This window comes from Cupriavidus sp. FW306-01-F10A (genome assembly GCF_058782785.1).
Genome location: NZ_JBYSYA010000006.1, coordinates 295,616 through 310,146, shown reverse-complemented (window position 1 = coordinate 310,146; position 14,531 = coordinate 295,616). Strand labels below are relative to the sequence as shown.

The window sequence follows — 14,531 nt, the reverse complement described above, 5'->3', positions numbered from 1 at the left end:
GCCCTGAGCCCGGAACTATCACGACGCGCCGGTCACGCCGCCGGCCGCGCCCCCAAGGAGACTGCATTGCCCTACCTCGACCACGCCGGTGCCCGGCTCTTCTACACCGTTGACGGCCCTGAGTCCGCGCCGGCCATCCTGTTCTCGAACTCGCTCGGCACCGACCACACCATGTGGGAGCCGCAGGCCGCCGCGCTGGCAGGGCGCTTTCGCGTGGTGCGCTACGACACCCGCGGCCACGGCCGCTCGACCGCACCGGGCGATGCCTTTACCGTGGCGCAGCTCGGGCAGGACGTCATCGCCATCCTGGATGCGCTGGGGATCGGGCAGGCGGTGTTCTGTGGCCTGTCGATGGGCGGGCTCACCGGGATGTGGCTGGGCATCCATGCGCCGCAGCGGTTCTCGCATATCGTGCTGGCCAATACCGCCGCGAAGATCGGCAATGCCGACGGCTGGAATTCCCGCATCGACACCGTGCTGCGCGAAGGCATGGCCGTGATGGTCGCGCCTTCGGTCGAGCGCTGGTTCACGCCGGGGTTTGCCGCCACGGCGGAGCGCGCGCTGGACGGCCTGCGCGATGTGCTCGCCGGGCTCGATCCGCGCGGCTATGCGGCCAGTTGCGCGGCCGTGCGCGACGCCGATTTCCGCGAGTCGGTGGCGTCGATAACGGTGCCCGTGCTGGTTATCGCCGGCAGCCAGGACCCGTCAACCAGCGCGCAGGAAGGCCGCGCGCTGGCCGACGCGATTCCCGGCGCCCGCTTTGTCGAACTGCCCGCCGCGCATATTTCCAGCTTCGAGCAGCCCGGCCGCTTCACGGCAGCGCTGCTCGATTTCGTGCGCGGCCGGCTGCCGGTGACCGATGATCATGCGCGCTACGACGCTGGCCTTGCCGTGCGGCGCGAGGTGCTGGGCAGTGCGCACGTGGACCGGTCGCTCGCGCGGCTGACACCGCTCAACGAGGAGTTCCAGAGCCTAATCACGCGCTATGCCTGGGGTGAGATCTGGACGCGCGAAGGCCTGCCGCGGCATACGCGCAGCCTGCTGACGATCGCCATGATGGTGGCGCTGAACCGCGCGGAGGAGCTTAAGCTGCATCTGCGCGCCGCCGCCAACAACGGCGTGACGCGCGACGAGATCAAGGAGGTGCTGCTGCAGGCCGCGATCTATTGCGGCGTGCCGGCGGCGAACTCGGCATTTCACCTGGCCGAGGAGGTGTTCGCCGAAATCGACCAGGCAGGCTGAGCGGTCAGCCCGCCGCATCCGCGGGCGGTGGCATCGCAAATGCCGGCAGCCGCGCACGCCCCGACTGCCGGAACTCAGTCGGCGCCTGCCCTACCAGCCGCGCAAAGAAGCGCGAGAAGTAGGCCGCGTCAGCGAACCCGAGCGACAGTGCGATGTGCTTGACCTCCAGGTCGCTGAACAGCAGGTCGCGCTGCGCCTCGGCCAGCACGCGCGCGTGGATCATCTGCAGGGCCGACTGCCCGCAAGCCTGGCGGCACACGCGGTTGAGCTGCGTGGGTGTGATGCCGATGGCGCCTGCATAGTGCGTGATGTCCTTGTGCTCACGATAGTCGGATTCGAGCAGCTGCTGGAACAGCCGGAAATGCCGCGCGGGCCGGCTGTCGCTGCGCGCCGCGGCCGGCGCGGCGGCATTGGCCAGCCGCGCGATGCCGATCAGCAGCAGCGTCAGCAATGCCGACAGCGACGCCCCGCGCCAGGCGGACACAGCTTCCATCTCGCCACGAACCAGTGCCAGCGTATCGGCCAGCGCGTGGCCCCGGCGCACGCGGTCGTGGCGCGGATCGGCGAACAGCGGTAGCGCATCCGGCACACCCGCCAGCAGTGTGCGCAGGTGGCTGTCGGTCATGGTCACGACCATGCCGTCGGTGTCCGGCGTGAAGACAAAGCCGTGGATGTGCCGTGGCGGCATCGTTACCAGCGAACCGCTGCGCAGCCGTTCGCGCCGCTCCTCCAGCAGGGCTTCGCCGGCGCCTGAGTGAATGTACAGAATTTGCAGGAATCGATCATGCCGATGGGGCTTGATCTCCCATCCGTGCAGGCGGCTGCGTGCGGCAATGGATTCGAAATGAAGCTGGTTTTCCAGCAGTTCTGAGGGATTGATGCCATACAGCGAGTACGTCGGGACAGGTTTCACGGTGGCTTAGGTGTTTACCATCGATGTTCCGATTGTCCTGTCATTGGTTCGATCTGTCCATTCCTTGGCGGGTCTGCGCCGACTATCTTTAGCGGCAGAAGACCGATACCCACAAGGAGACAAGACATGCGCACCCAGGTTGCCATCATCGGCGCCGGCCCGGCCGGCCTGCTGCTCGGCCAGTTGCTGACACGCGCCGGCATCGACAACATCATCATCGAACAACGCAGTCCCGAATACGTGCTTGGCCGCATCCGCGCGGGCATCCTGGAGAGCGTCACCGTCGACGCGCTGGAACGCGCCGGCGTGGCCGGGCGGCTGCATGCGGAAGGCCTGGTCCACCACGGCATCGCCCTGTCGTACGGCGGGCAGCGCCATCATATCGACCTGCATGCGCTGATCGGGCGCAGCGTCACGGTGTACGGGCAGACCGAGGTCACGCGCGACCTGATGGATGCGCGCCGCGCCGATGACACCCCCACCGTCTATGAAGCGCAGGAGGTGAGCGTGCACGGTTTCGACGGCAGCACGCCGTCGGTGCGCTATCGCAAGGATGGCGCCATGCACGAGGTGGCCTGCGACTACATCGCCGGCTGCGACGGTTTTCACGGCATCTGCCGCGAGAGCGTGCCGGCGGCGGCGCGGCAGGTGTTCGAGCGGGTCTATCCGTTTGGCTGGCTGGGGCTGTTGTCGGAGACGCCCCCCGTTGCCGATGAGCTGGTCTATGCCAGCCATGAGCGCGGCTTCGCGCTGTGCAGCATGCGTTCGCGCCACCGCAGCCGCTACTACGTGCAGGTGGCGGCTAGCGAGCGCGTGGAAGACTGGTCAGACGAGCGCTTCTGGCAGGAGCTGCGCAGCCGGCTCGATCCGCAGACGGCAAGCGCGCTGGTGACCGGGCCCAGCATCGAGAAAAGCATTGCGCCGCTGCGCAGCTTTGTGTGCGAGCCGATGCGTTTTGGCCGGCTGTTCCTGGCGGGCGACGCGGCGCATATCGTGCCGCCTACCGGGGCCAAGGGGTTGAACCTGGCGGCCAGTGATGTGCTGGCGTTGTCCGAAGGCTTTGAAGCCCGTTACCGCCATGCCGATGCCAGCGGCCTCGATGGCTATTCCGCGCGTTGCCTGCAGCGTGTGTGGAAGGCTGAGCGTTTCTCGTGGTGGATGACTTCGCTGTTGCACCGGTTTCCGGATGCGGATGCGTTCTCGTTGCGGATGCAGCAGGCGGAGCTGGACTATTTGGTGGGGTCGGAGGCTGCGTCGCGGGTGTTGGCGGAGAACTATGTGGGGTTGCCGTATTGAGCTGAGTGCACTGCGCGATTGCTGACAGCATTCGCATGCTGTGGGTGTGCTCCCCTCTCCCGCAAGCGGGAGAAGGGAGCACACAATCGGGTCCCCAGAACTCGGTAGAACTTGCCGGAAGCCGACGCTACGCGGCCAGCGAGCCGGCGTCCGACACCACCGCTTGCACCGCTTGCAGCGTGTCTCCAACCACCTCACCCACCAGTACCACGGCCGGGCTGGCCAGCCCCTCCGCGAGCGCTTCGGCGAGCGTGCCGAGCGAGCCGGCCCAGCTGCGTGCCTGCTCGCTGCCGGCATGCATCACCACCGCCGCCGGCATGTCGCTGCGCATCCCCGCCGCCAGCAAGCCGTCGCGGATCGCCGCGAGCCGGCTCATGCCCATATAGATCACCAGCGTGGTGCCGCCACGCACCAGCGCCTGCCAGTCGGGCGAGCCGTGCGCGCTGGTATGGCCGGTTACGAAGGTCACGCCGTGGCAGTGCGCGCGGTGCGTCAGCGCAATCCCCAGTGCCTGCGCGGCGGCCATGCCGCTGCTGATGCCATTGACGATCTCGACGGCCACGCCGTGGCCGCGCAGGAAGGCGGCCTCTTCGCCGCCGCGCCCGAACAGCAGCGGATCGCCGCCCTTGACGCGCGCCACGCTGCGCCCGTCCAGCGCATGCTGCAGCGTCAGCTGCTGGATGCGTTCCTGGCTGACCGAGCAGCGCCCGCCGCGCTTGCCGACCCACTCAACATGGGTGCCGGGACTGGCATAGCAGGACATCTCCGGCGCGACCAGGTCATCGACCAGCCAGACCTCGGCCGCGGCCAGCGCGCGCATGGCGCGTACCGTGACCAGGTCCGGGCTGCCGGGGCCGACGCCGACCAGCCAGACCTTGCCGGGTTTCAGGGGGGGGTTCATCTCGGGCTCCTGCAATGGGGGGCATCACCACGCCGGCTCAGTGGCTGGTGCCGGCCGAGCGCGTGGTCTTGTTGAAGACGTTGTACTTGCCGATGGGCTTGTCCATCGGCAGGCGCCTGACCTCCTGCAAGGTGGCCGCGTCGTAGACCACGATGGCGCCGTCGCGCTCCATCAGGCTGACCAGCGCGTAGCGCCCGTCGCGCGTGAATTCGACGTGGGCAGCGGTGCGCCCCGGGCTCGGCGTGACGCTGCCGACCACCCGCAGGCCTTGCTTGTCGATCACCTGCAGCGTGTCGCGCTTCGGGCTCATCATGGCGTCGGCCCAGGCGTAGGGGGTGTTTTCATGGCTGCGCAGGAAGAAGCCCGGACCGTTGGTCGGTATGGTGGAGACCGTGTGCCAGTCCTGCATGTCGATCACCGTGATGCGGCCTTGCCCGAGGTCGGGCGAGGCCATCACTTCACGGCCATCGCGCTGCCAGGTGATGCCGCTGCCCAGGTGCGGCATGCCGCCAAGCGCAAGCGCCGCGACCTTGCGGCCCTGCAGCAGGTCGATCACCTGGCCGCCACCCTTGCGCGAAGCGCCCAGGATATGGCGATAGGACTGATCGAAGAAGAAGTCGTCGAGCACGTCGTCCAGCACCACCACGCGCGGGGCCAGCGCCGGCAGCGGCGCACCGGCCGCATCGGCATACGGAATCTCCCAGACCTCGGCGATATCCTTCAGCGCGGCAATAAAGCTGTGGCGCGGCGCGGCGTCGTAGACGGCGGAGACGCGCGAGGCCTCGCCATTGCGCCCCTTCACCTCGATCACCCGCGCCAGCGACAGGTCGTCGGCATTGAGCAGCACCAGCGTGCGCGGCAGCGTATTGCCGGCCAGCACCCAGCGGCCATCATCGCTGACGGCGACGTTGCGCGTGTTCACGCCGACCCGGATCTCCGCCACATAGGCCAGGTTCCACAGGTCGTACTTGCTGACCCAGCCATCGCGGCTGGCCAGGTAGACATAGCGGCCGTCGCGGCTGAACTTGGGGCCGCCGTGCAGCGCAAAACGGGTGGCAAAGCGATGGACCGGTGCCAGCCGGTCCCCGTCGAGCACGGTCATATGATGGCTGCCGGCCTCCACTACCACGAACAGGTTGTGCGGATCGGCGCTGAACACCGGCCGCGCCGGCAGGCTGCCGGGGGCGTGGTGGACGATATGGCTGGCGCGGATGGCCTCCGCGCTCCATTGCGGCGTGGCTGCGGGTGCCGTGCGCAGCCAGCGCGCCAGGGCCTGCAAGTCAGGCTCGGCCAGCGTGGCGGCGAATTCCGGCATCTGCGTGGCGGCGCGCCCATCATGCAGCACCTGGTCAAGTTCGCCGGCGCGCAAGCGCTCCAGGCTTTCCGGCAGCAGCGCGGGGCCCATGGCGCCGAGGCGGTCGGCGCCATGGCAGGCGGCGCAGTGCTGGCTGTAGAGCGCCGCGGGGTCGGCGGCCATGGCGGCCTGCGCGGCGCCGGCAAGGGCCAGGGTGACCAGCCATCGGAGCACAGTCTTCATGCCGCGACCTCCGTGCCCGGCGCATGCGCGATCTCGGCATCGCTCAGGTAGCAGCCCGGGTCTTCCGCCCAGGCGTTGCCTGTCAGCGCAAAGGCGCGCACCCGGGTATTGCCGTTGCAGATGGCGCGATATGCGCAGCCTGAGCAACGCCCCTGCAGCGGACGCGGCTTGCTGGCCAGGCCCGCCATCAGCGGATCGGCGCGGCTGGCCCAGATCTCGCCGAACGGCCGCTCGCGCACATTGCCCACGGTCACCTGCCACCACATCGTGTCGGGATGGACATTGCCGAGGTTGTCGATATTGGCCACGCCGACCCCGGTGGCGTTGCCGCCCCAGTGTTCCAGCCGCTGGCGCATATCCGCCAGGCGGTGCGGCAAGTGCCTGGCGATCCAGTACAGCAGGTACACGCCATCCGCATCGTTGTTGCCGGTGACGAAGTCGCCCGCATGGCCCTGCTGCGTGCGCTGCCAGACGTGGTCGAACAGCCAGTCGAGCGCGGCGCGGGTGCGCGCATGGTGCGCGTCTTCGGCGCGATGGCTGCGTGCACGGCCAGCATAGTTGAAGTGCGACAGGTAGAACTTGTCGATGCCCTCGCGCTCGCTCAGCGCCACCAGGTCGGGCAGTTGTGCCGCGTTGGCTTCGGTCAGCGTCATGCGCACGCCCACGCGCAGACCGGCCGCGCGCGCAATGCGCAGGCCCGTCAGCGCCTGCACAAAGGCGCCGTCGCTGCGGCGGAAGCGGTCGTGCGTGGCGGGCAGGCCGTCCAGGCTGACGCCGACGTAGTCGAAGCCCGCCGCCGCTAGCCGCGCGGCATGCGCTGCATCAAGCAGCGTGCCGTTGGACGACAGCGACAGGTGGAAGCCGAGCGCGCGCGCCCGTGCGGCAATCTCGTAGAGGTCCGGCCGCAGCAGCGGTTCGCCCCCGGACAGGATCAGCGCGGGTACGCGCGCATCGCGCAACTGATCGAGCACGCGCAGCGCCTCGGCGGTATCCAGCTCGCCCTTGAAGTCCGTGTCGGCGGAGGTGGCATAGCAGTGCCGGCAGTTGAGGTTGCAGCGGCGGATCAGGTTCCAGATCACCACCGGGCCGGCGGGCTTGCGCGGCGGCGGCACCGGGCCGGCATCGCGCAGGGCTTCCATGAAGCGGGACAGGCGGAACATGGGCGGGGTTTCCTATTGGTCTGGGCCGGGCGGCGGCAGGCGCAGCCCGGTTTTCTTGAGGATGCGGGTGGACCACAGCACGTCGTGCGCGCGGCAGGCGTCGCCAAGCAGTGCCGCGATCACGGCAACCTGCGGCGCGGCGTCTTCGCGGGAGCGCGCATGGACCATCGCGAACAGGTTGTAGGGCCAATGCGGCAAGTGGCGCGGACGGCAATAGCAATGGCTGACGAAGGGCAGGGCGCCGATGCGCTGGCCCAGCGTGTCGATGCACGCATCGTCCACGTCCCACACGGTCATGCCGTTGGCGCGCCAGCCCAGCCGGTAGTGGTTGGGAACGGCGCCGATACGGCGCAGCACGCCGCGCGCCTGCATCGCGGCGAGCCGCGCAATCACTTCCTGCTCGGTCAGGCCGAGTGCGCCGGCCACTGCCGCGTAGGGCGCCGGCACCAGCGGCAGTCCTGCTTGCGTGGCGCGGATCAGCGCCAGGTCGACGGGATCGACAGGCTCGGGCATCAGGCGGGCAGGTAGAGGTTGACGAAGAACTCGCGTTCCTTGGGGAACGGCAGGATCTCGACGCCGGCCGCCGCCGCAATGCGCGCGAGTACCGGCGCGACATCTCCCCGCCTCGCCACCGCCAGCACGAACCACAGGTTCAGGTGATGGGTGCGCGCGTAGTGGTGGGCGACCTCGGGGTGCGCGTTGATGGCGGCGATCACGGCGTCCATCCGTGCGGCGGGCGCATGGCAGGCGCACAGCACGAAGCTTCCGCCTGCGCGCTCGATCTGGTAGAGCGGGCCGAAGCGCGTCAGCACGCCCGCGGCAAGCAGTGCGCGCAGCCGCTCCAGCAGTTCGGTCTCGGTGATGCCGAGGGCCGACGCGGCTTCGGCATACGGATGCGGCACCAGCGGCAGCCCGCGCTGCAGCGCGTTGATGATGCGGCGGTCGAGCGGGTCGAGTGCGGCGATTGCACCGGTCATGCCGACACCTGCATGGCATAGCGTGTGCCGCGCTGCTTGTAGCAGCGCGTGCCGACCAGCACGGTCCCGGGCGCATGTTCCAGCCCGGCGGTGGCATGGATGCGCGCCAGCGCGGGCTGCAAGTCCTGCGCATTGCGCGCATGGACCATCGCAAACAGGTTGTAGGGCCAGTCGGGCAGCCGGCGCGCGCGGCGGTAGCACAGGGTCACGCGCGCCTGCCGGGCCAGCCGCATGCCGATGGCGTCCACGTGTGCGTCGGGCACATCCCACACGCACATGGCGTTGTGGCCGAAGCCGAAGCGCCCATGCTGCAGCACCACGCCCAGGCGCCGGATCACGCCCTGCGCGGACCAGCGCGTCAGCCGCTCCAGGACCTGAGGCATCGCCATCCGCGCTTGCGCTGCCAGTGCGTGGAACGGGCGCGGCGTCAGCGGCAGGCCGGCTTCCAGTGCGGCCACCAGGCGCCAGTCGTCATCGTCCAGGGCGACAGGCGCGGCGGGAGCGGCGGGAGCGGCCGCGCTGGCAGCGCGGCGGGCGCGTGCGCTGCCCGGGCGCGCGAGCGGGAAGCCGAGGTCGATGTGATACTCGCGGGCCATCGGCAGGTCCAGCGGCGCCAGGCCGGTCATGTCCCCGATCGATGCCAGCGTGACATCGAGCATGCGACGCTCGCGCGCACCCGCGACGAACCACAGGTTGTACGGGTGGCCGCTGCGCGCATAGTTGTGGCTGACCGCCGCGCAGGCGCTGACGCGCGCCGCCACGCGGTCCAGCTGGGCCGGCGGCACGGACAGCGCCGCCAGCGTGCTGACGCCGATCACGTTGGGCGCGAACACGGCGCCGACGCGGCTGATGCGCCCGCTGCCCAGGTCGCGCGCCAGCAGGCTCAGCAGCGTGTGCTCGCACAGGCCGAGCTTGCCGGCCAGCGCCTGGTAGGGCCGCGGCTGCAGCGGGAAATCGCGCTGCAGGGTGTCGTAGACGCTCAGTTCATCGTACATGGTGCCCCTTTACATGCCGAACCGTTGCGCGCGCACGGTGAAGAAGATGCCGCTGGGGTTGTCGGCGGGCAGCGTGGCAATTCGCGCCAGGCTGGCGGTGTCGTAGACCTCGACACGGTCGTCGTCGCGGCAGGACAGCCACAGCGCCTCGCCCTTGGGCGTGAACTCCATGTGCAGCACGCCGCGGCAGGGATGCAGCGTGCGCACCACCTGGCGCGTGGCGGTGTCGATCACCTGCACCGTGTCGTTGTGGGGGAAGGCGAAGTTGACCCAGACCTGGCGCCCGTCGGGTCGTGCCATCACAAAGACCGGCTGGCCGGCCAGGGCCACGCGCGCGGCCTGCTGCCAGCCGTTGGCGGGATCGGCCACCAGCACCTCATGACGGCCGATCGCCGGCAGCCAGGCCATGCCCTGGGCCATGGCCCAGCCGCGCAGGTGCGGCATCTTGTAGACCGGCAGCGGCGCGCTGCCGCGGCCGTAGCCGGAGAGCACGCGGCGCGACTGCAGTGGCGCCTGCCACAGGTCGACCAGCGCCAGGCCGTCCTCACCGAACAGCCCGGCCAGGTACCAGCGGCCGTCGGGCGTGGCCAGTCCGTCGTACGGCTCGCGGCCGGCGGGCAGGCGTGTCACCTGCGGCTGGCGCGGATCGCTGGCGTCGATGATCCAGACCTCGCCGGATTCGAACAGGCTGGCGGCAAAGCGGCGGCCGGGCAGGTCGACCAGGCCCACCACCTTGGAGCGGTGGCCGTCATTGCCGATGGCCGGCAGCTCCGCCAGCGGCTCAAGCGTCTGGGCGTCGAACAGGCGGATGCCGCCGGGCGCGTAGTTCTGCGCGGCCACCACGCGGCCATCCTGCGAGATCGCGCCGCCGATGCTGTTGCCCGCCTGCAGCACGCGGTGGGTGATGCGGGCGCCGAGCAGGTCCACGCGCGTCAGGCCGCCGTCGCGGCCGAAGACATAGGCGTAGCGTGCATCGCGCGAGAACACCACGCTGGCGTGGGACAAATCGCCCAGTCCTTCCACGGTTGCCAGCCGGGTCATGCCGGTGGTCTCGACGATCTGCAGCCGTCCGGCGGCGCGCTCCACCACCACGCCCAGGTCGCCGGTGCCGCGCACGGCGCTGGCACAACCGGCCACCAGCGCGGCGGCAACGGTGGCGCACAAGGCCGCGGCCAGGCCGCGGATCAGTTGCCTTGCGGCGAGGCGGCCGGTGGCTTGCCGGCCTGCAGTCGATCGATCAGCCATTGGGCTTCATCCTGCGTCATGAAAGGTTGCCAGGGCGGCATCGCGGTGCCGGGGCGGCCGTACAGCACGGTGGCCACCAGGCCCTCGGGCGGCTTGCCGGACAGTGCCTCGCGCGTCAGCGGCGGGCCCAGCCCGCCGCGCAGCGTCATGCCGTGGCAGGCGCCGCAGTCATCGCGCAGCCAGTGCGCAAGCTGCGCCTGCCGGGCAGGATTGGGCTGGGCCGCCGCGCCGGGCGCTGCACCCAGCAGGGCTGTTGCCAGCCCCGCCAGTGCAGCGCGCCGCCAGGCGATGTGATTACGCATGGTGGCGCCGGCTCAGTACACGTCGTGCTGCGTGTTGTAGGCGTTGAACTTGCCGGTCGGGGTGATCAGGCGCTTGTCCTTGATCACGGTCTTGAGCGTGCGGGTCTTGTCGTCGACCACCACCAGCGCGGACTCGCCGTCCTTGGTGCCCCAGACCGAGAACCAGACCTCGTCGCCGGCCTTGTTGTACTCGGCCTGCACCACGCGCCTGGCGCCCGCGCCCTTGAGGTCGGCCCAGTCGGCGATCGGCAGCACCTTGTAGCCGGCTTCCAGGTTGCGCGTGTCGAACACCGCCACCGACTGGTTGAGCTTGGCGTCAGGGTTCAGCGGCGTGTCGACCCACAGGTTGGACGACTTCGGGTGGGTCTTGATGAAGAGCGAGCCCCCGCCCTGGCCCTTGATGGTCTGCACCACCTTCCACGCCTGCGCGGGGTGTCCGGCCGGATCGGTGCCGATCAGGCTGATGGTCTCGTCGCCAAGGTGGCTGGTGGTCCAGACCGGGCCGAACTTCGGATGCGTGAAGTTGGCGCCGCGCCCCGGATGCGGGGTCTTGCCCACGTCGATCAGCGCGGCCAGCTTGTTCTCCTTGGTGTCGACCACGGCGATCTTGTCGGACGCATTGGCGGCCACCAGGAAGTAGCGGCCGGTGGCGTCGAAGCCGCCGTCATGCAGGAACTTGGCTGAATCAATCGTGGTGGTCTTCAGGTTGGGCAGGTCCGAGTAGTCGACCATCAGGATCTTGCCGGTCTCCTTGGCATTGATCACGAACTCCGGATGGAAATGGCTGGCGACGATGGCCGCCACGCGCGGCTCGGGGTGGTATTCGTTGTCCACGGTCATGCCGCGCGTGGAGACCACCTTGAGCGGCTTGAGCGTGTCGCCTTCCATGATCACGTACTGCGGCGGCCAGTAGGAGCCAGCCACGGCATACTTGTCTTCATAGCCCTTGTACTTGGAGGTCTCGACCGAGCGTGCCTCCATGCCGATCTTCACTTCGGCGACGATATCGGGCTTGGGCAGCCACAGATCGATCAGGTCCAGCCGCGCGTCGCGGCCGATCACGTACAGGTAGCGCCCGGACGCCGACATGCGCGAGATATGCACCGCGTAGCCGGTCTTGACGATATTGATGATCTGCTTGCTGTCGCCGTCGATCAGCGCCACTTCGCCGGCGTCGCGCAGCGTGACCGAGAAGAGATTGTCCAGGTTGTACTGGTTCATCTTCCTGGTCGGGCGCTGGGCCACCGGCAGGATGTCCTTGCGGCTTTTTTCGATATCGGCCAGCGAGTACTCGGGCGGGGTCGGCGGGTCGAGCTGGATATAGCGCGCCATCAGGTCGACTTCCTTGTCGGAGAGGTCGCCCGAGGTGCCCCAGTTGGGCATGCCGGCGGGGCTGCCGTACTTGATGAAGGTCTTCAGGTACTCGGTGCCGCGTGCGCGGGTGATGTCAGGCGTCAGCGCCTTGCCGGTCGCGCCCTTGCGCAGCACGCCGTGGCAGCCGGCGCAGCGCTCGAAGTAGATCTGCCGGGCGTGGTCGAACTCAGCGGCAGTTAGGGTGGGGATGGCGGCCTTCTGTTCCGCTTTCGGTTCTGCCTTGGTGGCTGCATGTGGCAGCCCGAGCCAGAGTGAGAGCGGCAATGCCGCGATTGCCGGGTACAGCCAGTTTTTTGCTTTCATGGGTGCCGTGGATCAGCGGTGAGGAAAGCGGTTTCGCGGTGCCCATGCCTGCGTGGCGGGCACCTGTCGTCATGTGGAAATCATGCGGACACACTGACGACATGGAATTGACTGGCATCAAACGACGGCGGTGGTGCGGGAACGAAGTGTGGGGTGGTTGATGCTTGTGGTTGCTATGGTGCAAGCGCACCGTGAAGGCGATGCGCTTGCAAGGGCATGCTTCAGGTCGCGCCCAGGCGGTCGCGCGTGCGCCTGGCCACGTTCGTTGTCCACGGGAACGCGCTCTGGTACTGCTGGATGAACTGCTCGATCTCGCCGCGCTGCCGCAGCGACAGGCCGATCATGTCCAGCCCTTCGATAAACATGCGGCGGTGCCGTGCCGACAGCTCGAAGGCGTAGTTGCCGGAGGGGGTGCGCACGCGCATCGCCCCGACATCGATGCTGATGGTGTTGCCCGCGTCCGCGTCCACGTCGTTCATCAACTGCTCGATCACCTCGCGCGGCAGCATCACCAGCAGCAGCCGGTTGTTCATCGCGTTCGAATAGAAGATCTCGCCGAAGCTCGGCGCAATCACGGCGCGGATGCCGAATTGCTGCAGGCCCCAGACGGCGTGCTCGCGGCTGGAGCCGCAGCCGAAGTTGGCGCCGCTTACCAAGATGCTGGTGCCGGCGTACTCGGGCCGGTTCAGCACGAAGCCAGGGCGCGGCGCGCCGCTGGCATCGAAGCGGTGGTCGTAGAGGATGCCCTCGGCCAGCCCGGCCTTGTCGATCCCGCGCAGGAACTGCTTGGGGATGATCTGGTCGGTATCGAGGTTCTCGAAGCGGATGGCGGCGCCTTTGCCGGCGATGCAGGTGGGTTCAGGCATGGGTGATCTCCAGCTTGCGGACGTCGGTGATGACGCCGGTGACGGCGGCCGCGGCGGCCATGGCCGGGCTCATCAGGTGGGTGATGGCACCGCGTCCCTGCCGGCCCTCGAAATTGCGGTTGGTGGTGGAAGCGCAGCGTACGCCGTCGGCGAGCACGTCGTCGTTCATGGCCAGGCACATCGAGCAGCCCGGTTGCCGCCATTCAAAGCCGGCGGCGGTGAGGACTTCGGCCAGGCCCTCGCGCTCGGCCTGGGCCTTGACCGCGCCCGATCCGGGCACCACCATGGCCCGGACCCCGGCGGCCACCTTGCGGCCGCGCACCACGCTGGCCACCGCGCGCAGGTCCTCGATACGGCCGTTGGTGCAGGAGCCGATGAAGACGTGCTGGATCGGCGTGCCTGCCAGCGCGGCGCCCGGCTGCAGGTGCGTGTACGCCAGCGCGCGCTCGACCGAGCGCTGCTCGGCCTCGTCGAGCTGGTCTTCCGGGAACGGGATCTGGCCGGACACCGGCAGCACCTGGTCCGGGCTGGTGCCCCAGGTCACGTAGGGCTCGATCTCGCTTGCGTCGAACACGAAGTCCATGTCGAACACGGCGTCAGCATCGCTTTGGAGAGTCGCCCAGTAGCCGAGCGCGGCGTCGCGCTGCGGGCCTTCGATATCGACGGCGCGGCGCAGCACATAGTCGGTGGCGACCGCGTCCGGCGCGATCAGCGCGCCGCGCGCCGCGGCCTCCACGGTCATGTTGCACAGCGTGAAGCGTGCCTCGACGCTCAGGTCGCGGATCGCCGATCCGCAGTACTCCACCACATAGCCGCGCGCACCCTGCGCGCCGATCGCGCCGATGATCCTGAGGATCAGGTCCTTGGCGGTGGTGCCGGCGGGCAGCTTGCCGTCCACGCGGATGCGCATGGTCCTGGCCATCCGGTAGACCAGCGTCTGGGTGGCCAGCACATGCTCGACCTCGGAGGTGCCGATGCCGAAGCCCAGCGCGCCGAGCGCGCCATAGGTGGTGGTATGGCTGTCGCCGCAGATCACCACCATGCCCGGCCGGATCATGCCGTGCTCGGGCGCGATCACATGCTCGATGCCCTGCAGCGTGTCGTTGGTGTCGAACAGCGGGATCGCGTGCCGCTCGCAATTGGCACGCAGGTTGGTGGCCTGCAGCGCCGAGGCCGGGTCCGCGATCACGCGGATTGCGCTGGGGTGCGTCGGGATGATATGGCTGACCACCGAGACGTTCTGGCCGGGCACCAGCACGCCGCGGTCCTGTTCACGCAGCCCGGCGAAAGCCTGCGGGCTGGTGTACTCGTTCATCAGGTGCAGGTCGCAGTACAACAGCACATTGTCGTCGTCGATCCTGGCCACGGTATGGGAGTCGACCAGCTTCTGGTATAGCGTCTTGGGGGTCATGGCAACTGC

General features: G+C 68.9%; 14 protein-coding genes. 2 read left to right on the top strand and 12 right to left on the bottom strand.

Going from position 1 to position 14,531, the window contains the following annotated elements; translation table 11 throughout:
* Positions 1 to 66 precede the first annotated feature (66 nt).
* On the top strand, positions 67 to 1,242 hold the full coding sequence (gene pcaDC, locus AC3WLF_RS11985) for a bifunctional 3-oxoadipate enol-lactonase/4-carboxymuconolactone decarboxylase PcaDC (protein ID WP_492318376.1): 1,176 nt from the start codon (positions 67 to 69) through the stop codon (positions 1,240 to 1,242).
* Positions 1,243 to 1,246: 4 nt separating this feature from the next.
* Here the strand turns inward: pcaDC and AC3WLF_RS11980 are convergent, their stop codons facing one another.
* The gene (locus AC3WLF_RS11980; RefSeq protein ID WP_492356721.1) at positions 1,247 to 2,155 is read right to left on the bottom strand and encodes a helix-turn-helix domain-containing protein; all 909 of its coding nucleotides are present in this window, start codon (positions 2,153 to 2,155) and stop codon (positions 1,247 to 1,249) included.
* A gap of 126 nt (positions 2,156 to 2,281) precedes the next feature.
* Here AC3WLF_RS11980 and pobA point away from each other — a divergent pair, with 126 nt between their 5' ends.
* Positions 2,282 to 3,451 (top strand): 4-hydroxybenzoate 3-monooxygenase, encoded by a 1,170-nt coding sequence (gene pobA, locus AC3WLF_RS11975; RefSeq protein ID WP_492318378.1) that lies wholly within the window; start codon positions 2,282 to 2,284, stop codon positions 3,449 to 3,451.
* A gap of 127 nt (positions 3,452 to 3,578) precedes the next feature.
* Here pobA and cobA read toward each other — a convergent pair whose 3' ends face one another.
* From cobA to leuC, 11 genes are all read right to left on the bottom strand, one after another.
* A complete protein-coding gene (gene cobA / locus AC3WLF_RS11970; RefSeq protein ID WP_492356720.1) occupies positions 3,579 to 4,352 on the bottom strand; it encodes a uroporphyrinogen-III C-methyltransferase in 774 nt (257 codons plus the stop codon).
* Positions 4,353 to 4,389: 37 nt separating this feature from the next.
* Complete coding sequence (locus AC3WLF_RS11965; protein ID WP_492358256.1) at positions 4,390 to 5,889, bottom strand: cytochrome D1 domain-containing protein; 1,500 nt, start codon at positions 5,887 to 5,889, stop codon at positions 4,390 to 4,392.
* Entirely contained in the window at positions 5,886 to 7,049 is a 1,164-nt protein-coding gene (gene nirJ, locus AC3WLF_RS11960) for a heme d1 biosynthesis radical SAM protein NirJ (protein WP_492358255.1), read from the bottom strand. Before nirJ ends, AC3WLF_RS11965 begins: the two co-directional genes overlap by 4 nt.
* A 12-nt stretch (positions 7,050 to 7,061) precedes the next feature.
* A complete protein-coding gene (ahbB, locus tag AC3WLF_RS11955; protein ID WP_492318382.1) occupies positions 7,062 to 7,562 on the bottom strand; it encodes a siroheme decarboxylase subunit beta in 501 nt (166 codons plus the stop codon).
* A complete protein-coding gene (locus tag AC3WLF_RS11950) occupies positions 7,562 to 8,026 on the bottom strand; it encodes an Lrp/AsnC family transcriptional regulator (RefSeq protein WP_492318383.1) in 465 nt (154 codons plus the stop codon). The genes ahbB (AC3WLF_RS11955) and AC3WLF_RS11950 overlap by 1 nt, the downstream gene beginning before the upstream one ends.
* A complete protein-coding gene (ahbB, locus tag AC3WLF_RS11945) occupies positions 8,023 to 9,021 on the bottom strand; it encodes a siroheme decarboxylase subunit beta (protein ID WP_492352216.1) in 999 nt (332 codons plus the stop codon). The genes AC3WLF_RS11950 and ahbB (AC3WLF_RS11945) overlap by 4 nt, the downstream gene beginning before the upstream one ends.
* Positions 9,022 to 9,030: 9 nt before the next feature.
* Positions 9,031 to 10,266, bottom strand: coding sequence for a cytochrome D1 domain-containing protein (locus AC3WLF_RS11940; protein ID WP_492358254.1), 1,236 nt, complete (start codon positions 10,264 to 10,266; stop codon positions 9,031 to 9,033).
* Positions 10,206 to 10,568, bottom strand: coding sequence for a c-type cytochrome (locus AC3WLF_RS11935; RefSeq protein ID WP_492318386.1), 363 nt, complete (start codon positions 10,566 to 10,568; stop codon positions 10,206 to 10,208). The genes AC3WLF_RS11940 and AC3WLF_RS11935 overlap by 61 nt, the downstream gene beginning before the upstream one ends.
* Before the next feature lie 12 nt (positions 10,569 to 10,580).
* The gene (locus tag AC3WLF_RS11930; protein WP_492358253.1) at positions 10,581 to 12,245 is read right to left on the bottom strand and encodes a cytochrome D1 domain-containing protein; all 1,665 of its coding nucleotides are present in this window, start codon (positions 12,243 to 12,245) and stop codon (positions 10,581 to 10,583) included.
* A 221-nt stretch (positions 12,246 to 12,466) separates the two neighbouring features.
* Positions 12,467 to 13,111 (bottom strand): 3-isopropylmalate dehydratase small subunit, encoded by a 645-nt coding sequence (leuD, locus tag AC3WLF_RS11925; protein ID WP_492318388.1) that lies wholly within the window; start codon positions 13,109 to 13,111, stop codon positions 12,467 to 12,469.
* Complete coding sequence (gene leuC, locus AC3WLF_RS11920) at positions 13,104 to 14,522, bottom strand: 3-isopropylmalate dehydratase large subunit (protein WP_492356718.1); 1,419 nt, start codon at positions 14,520 to 14,522, stop codon at positions 13,104 to 13,106. Before leuC ends, leuD begins: the two co-directional genes overlap by 8 nt.
* Positions 14,523 to 14,531 lie beyond the last annotated feature (9 nt).

What these genes read in the sequence shown, in the direction of transcription:
- pobA (WP_492318378.1), top strand. Translation starts at nt 2,282, where the DNA reads ATGCGCACCCAGGTTGCCATCATCGGCGCCGGCCCGGCCGGCCTGCTG.
- cobA (WP_492356720.1), bottom strand. Translation starts at nt 4,352, where the DNA reads ATGAACCCCCCCCTGAAACCCGGCAAGGTCTGGCTGGTCGGCGTCGGC.
- AC3WLF_RS11965 (WP_492358256.1), bottom strand. Translation starts at nt 5,889, where the DNA reads ATGAAGACTGTGCTCCGATGGCTGGTCACCCTGGCCCTTGCCGGCGCC.
- nirJ (WP_492358255.1), bottom strand. Translation starts at nt 7,049, where the DNA reads ATGTTCCGCCTGTCCCGCTTCATGGAAGCCCTGCGCGATGCCGGCCCG.
- ahbB (WP_492318382.1), bottom strand. Translation starts at nt 7,562, where the DNA reads ATGCCCGAGCCTGTCGATCCCGTCGACCTGGCGCTGATCCGCGCCACG.
- AC3WLF_RS11950 (WP_492318383.1), bottom strand. Translation starts at nt 8,026, where the DNA reads ATGACCGGTGCAATCGCCGCACTCGACCCGCTCGACCGCCGCATCATC.
- ahbB (WP_492352216.1), bottom strand. Translation starts at nt 9,021, where the DNA reads ATGTACGATGAACTGAGCGTCTACGACACCCTGCAGCGCGATTTCCCG.
- AC3WLF_RS11940 (WP_492358254.1), bottom strand. Translation starts at nt 10,266, where the DNA reads ATGGCTGATCGATCGACTGCAGGCCGGCAAGCCACCGGCCGCCTCGCC.
- AC3WLF_RS11935 (WP_492318386.1), bottom strand. Translation starts at nt 10,568, where the DNA reads ATGCGTAATCACATCGCCTGGCGGCGCGCTGCACTGGCGGGGCTGGCA.
- AC3WLF_RS11930 (WP_492358253.1), bottom strand. Translation starts at nt 12,245, where the DNA reads ATGAAAGCAAAAAACTGGCTGTACCCGGCAATCGCGGCATTGCCGCTC.
- leuD (WP_492318388.1), bottom strand. Translation starts at nt 13,111, where the DNA reads ATGCCTGAACCCACCTGCATCGCCGGCAAAGGCGCCGCCATCCGCTTC.
- leuC (WP_492356718.1), bottom strand. Translation starts at nt 14,522, where the DNA reads ATGACCCCCAAGACGCTATACCAGAAGCTGGTCGACTCCCATACCGTG.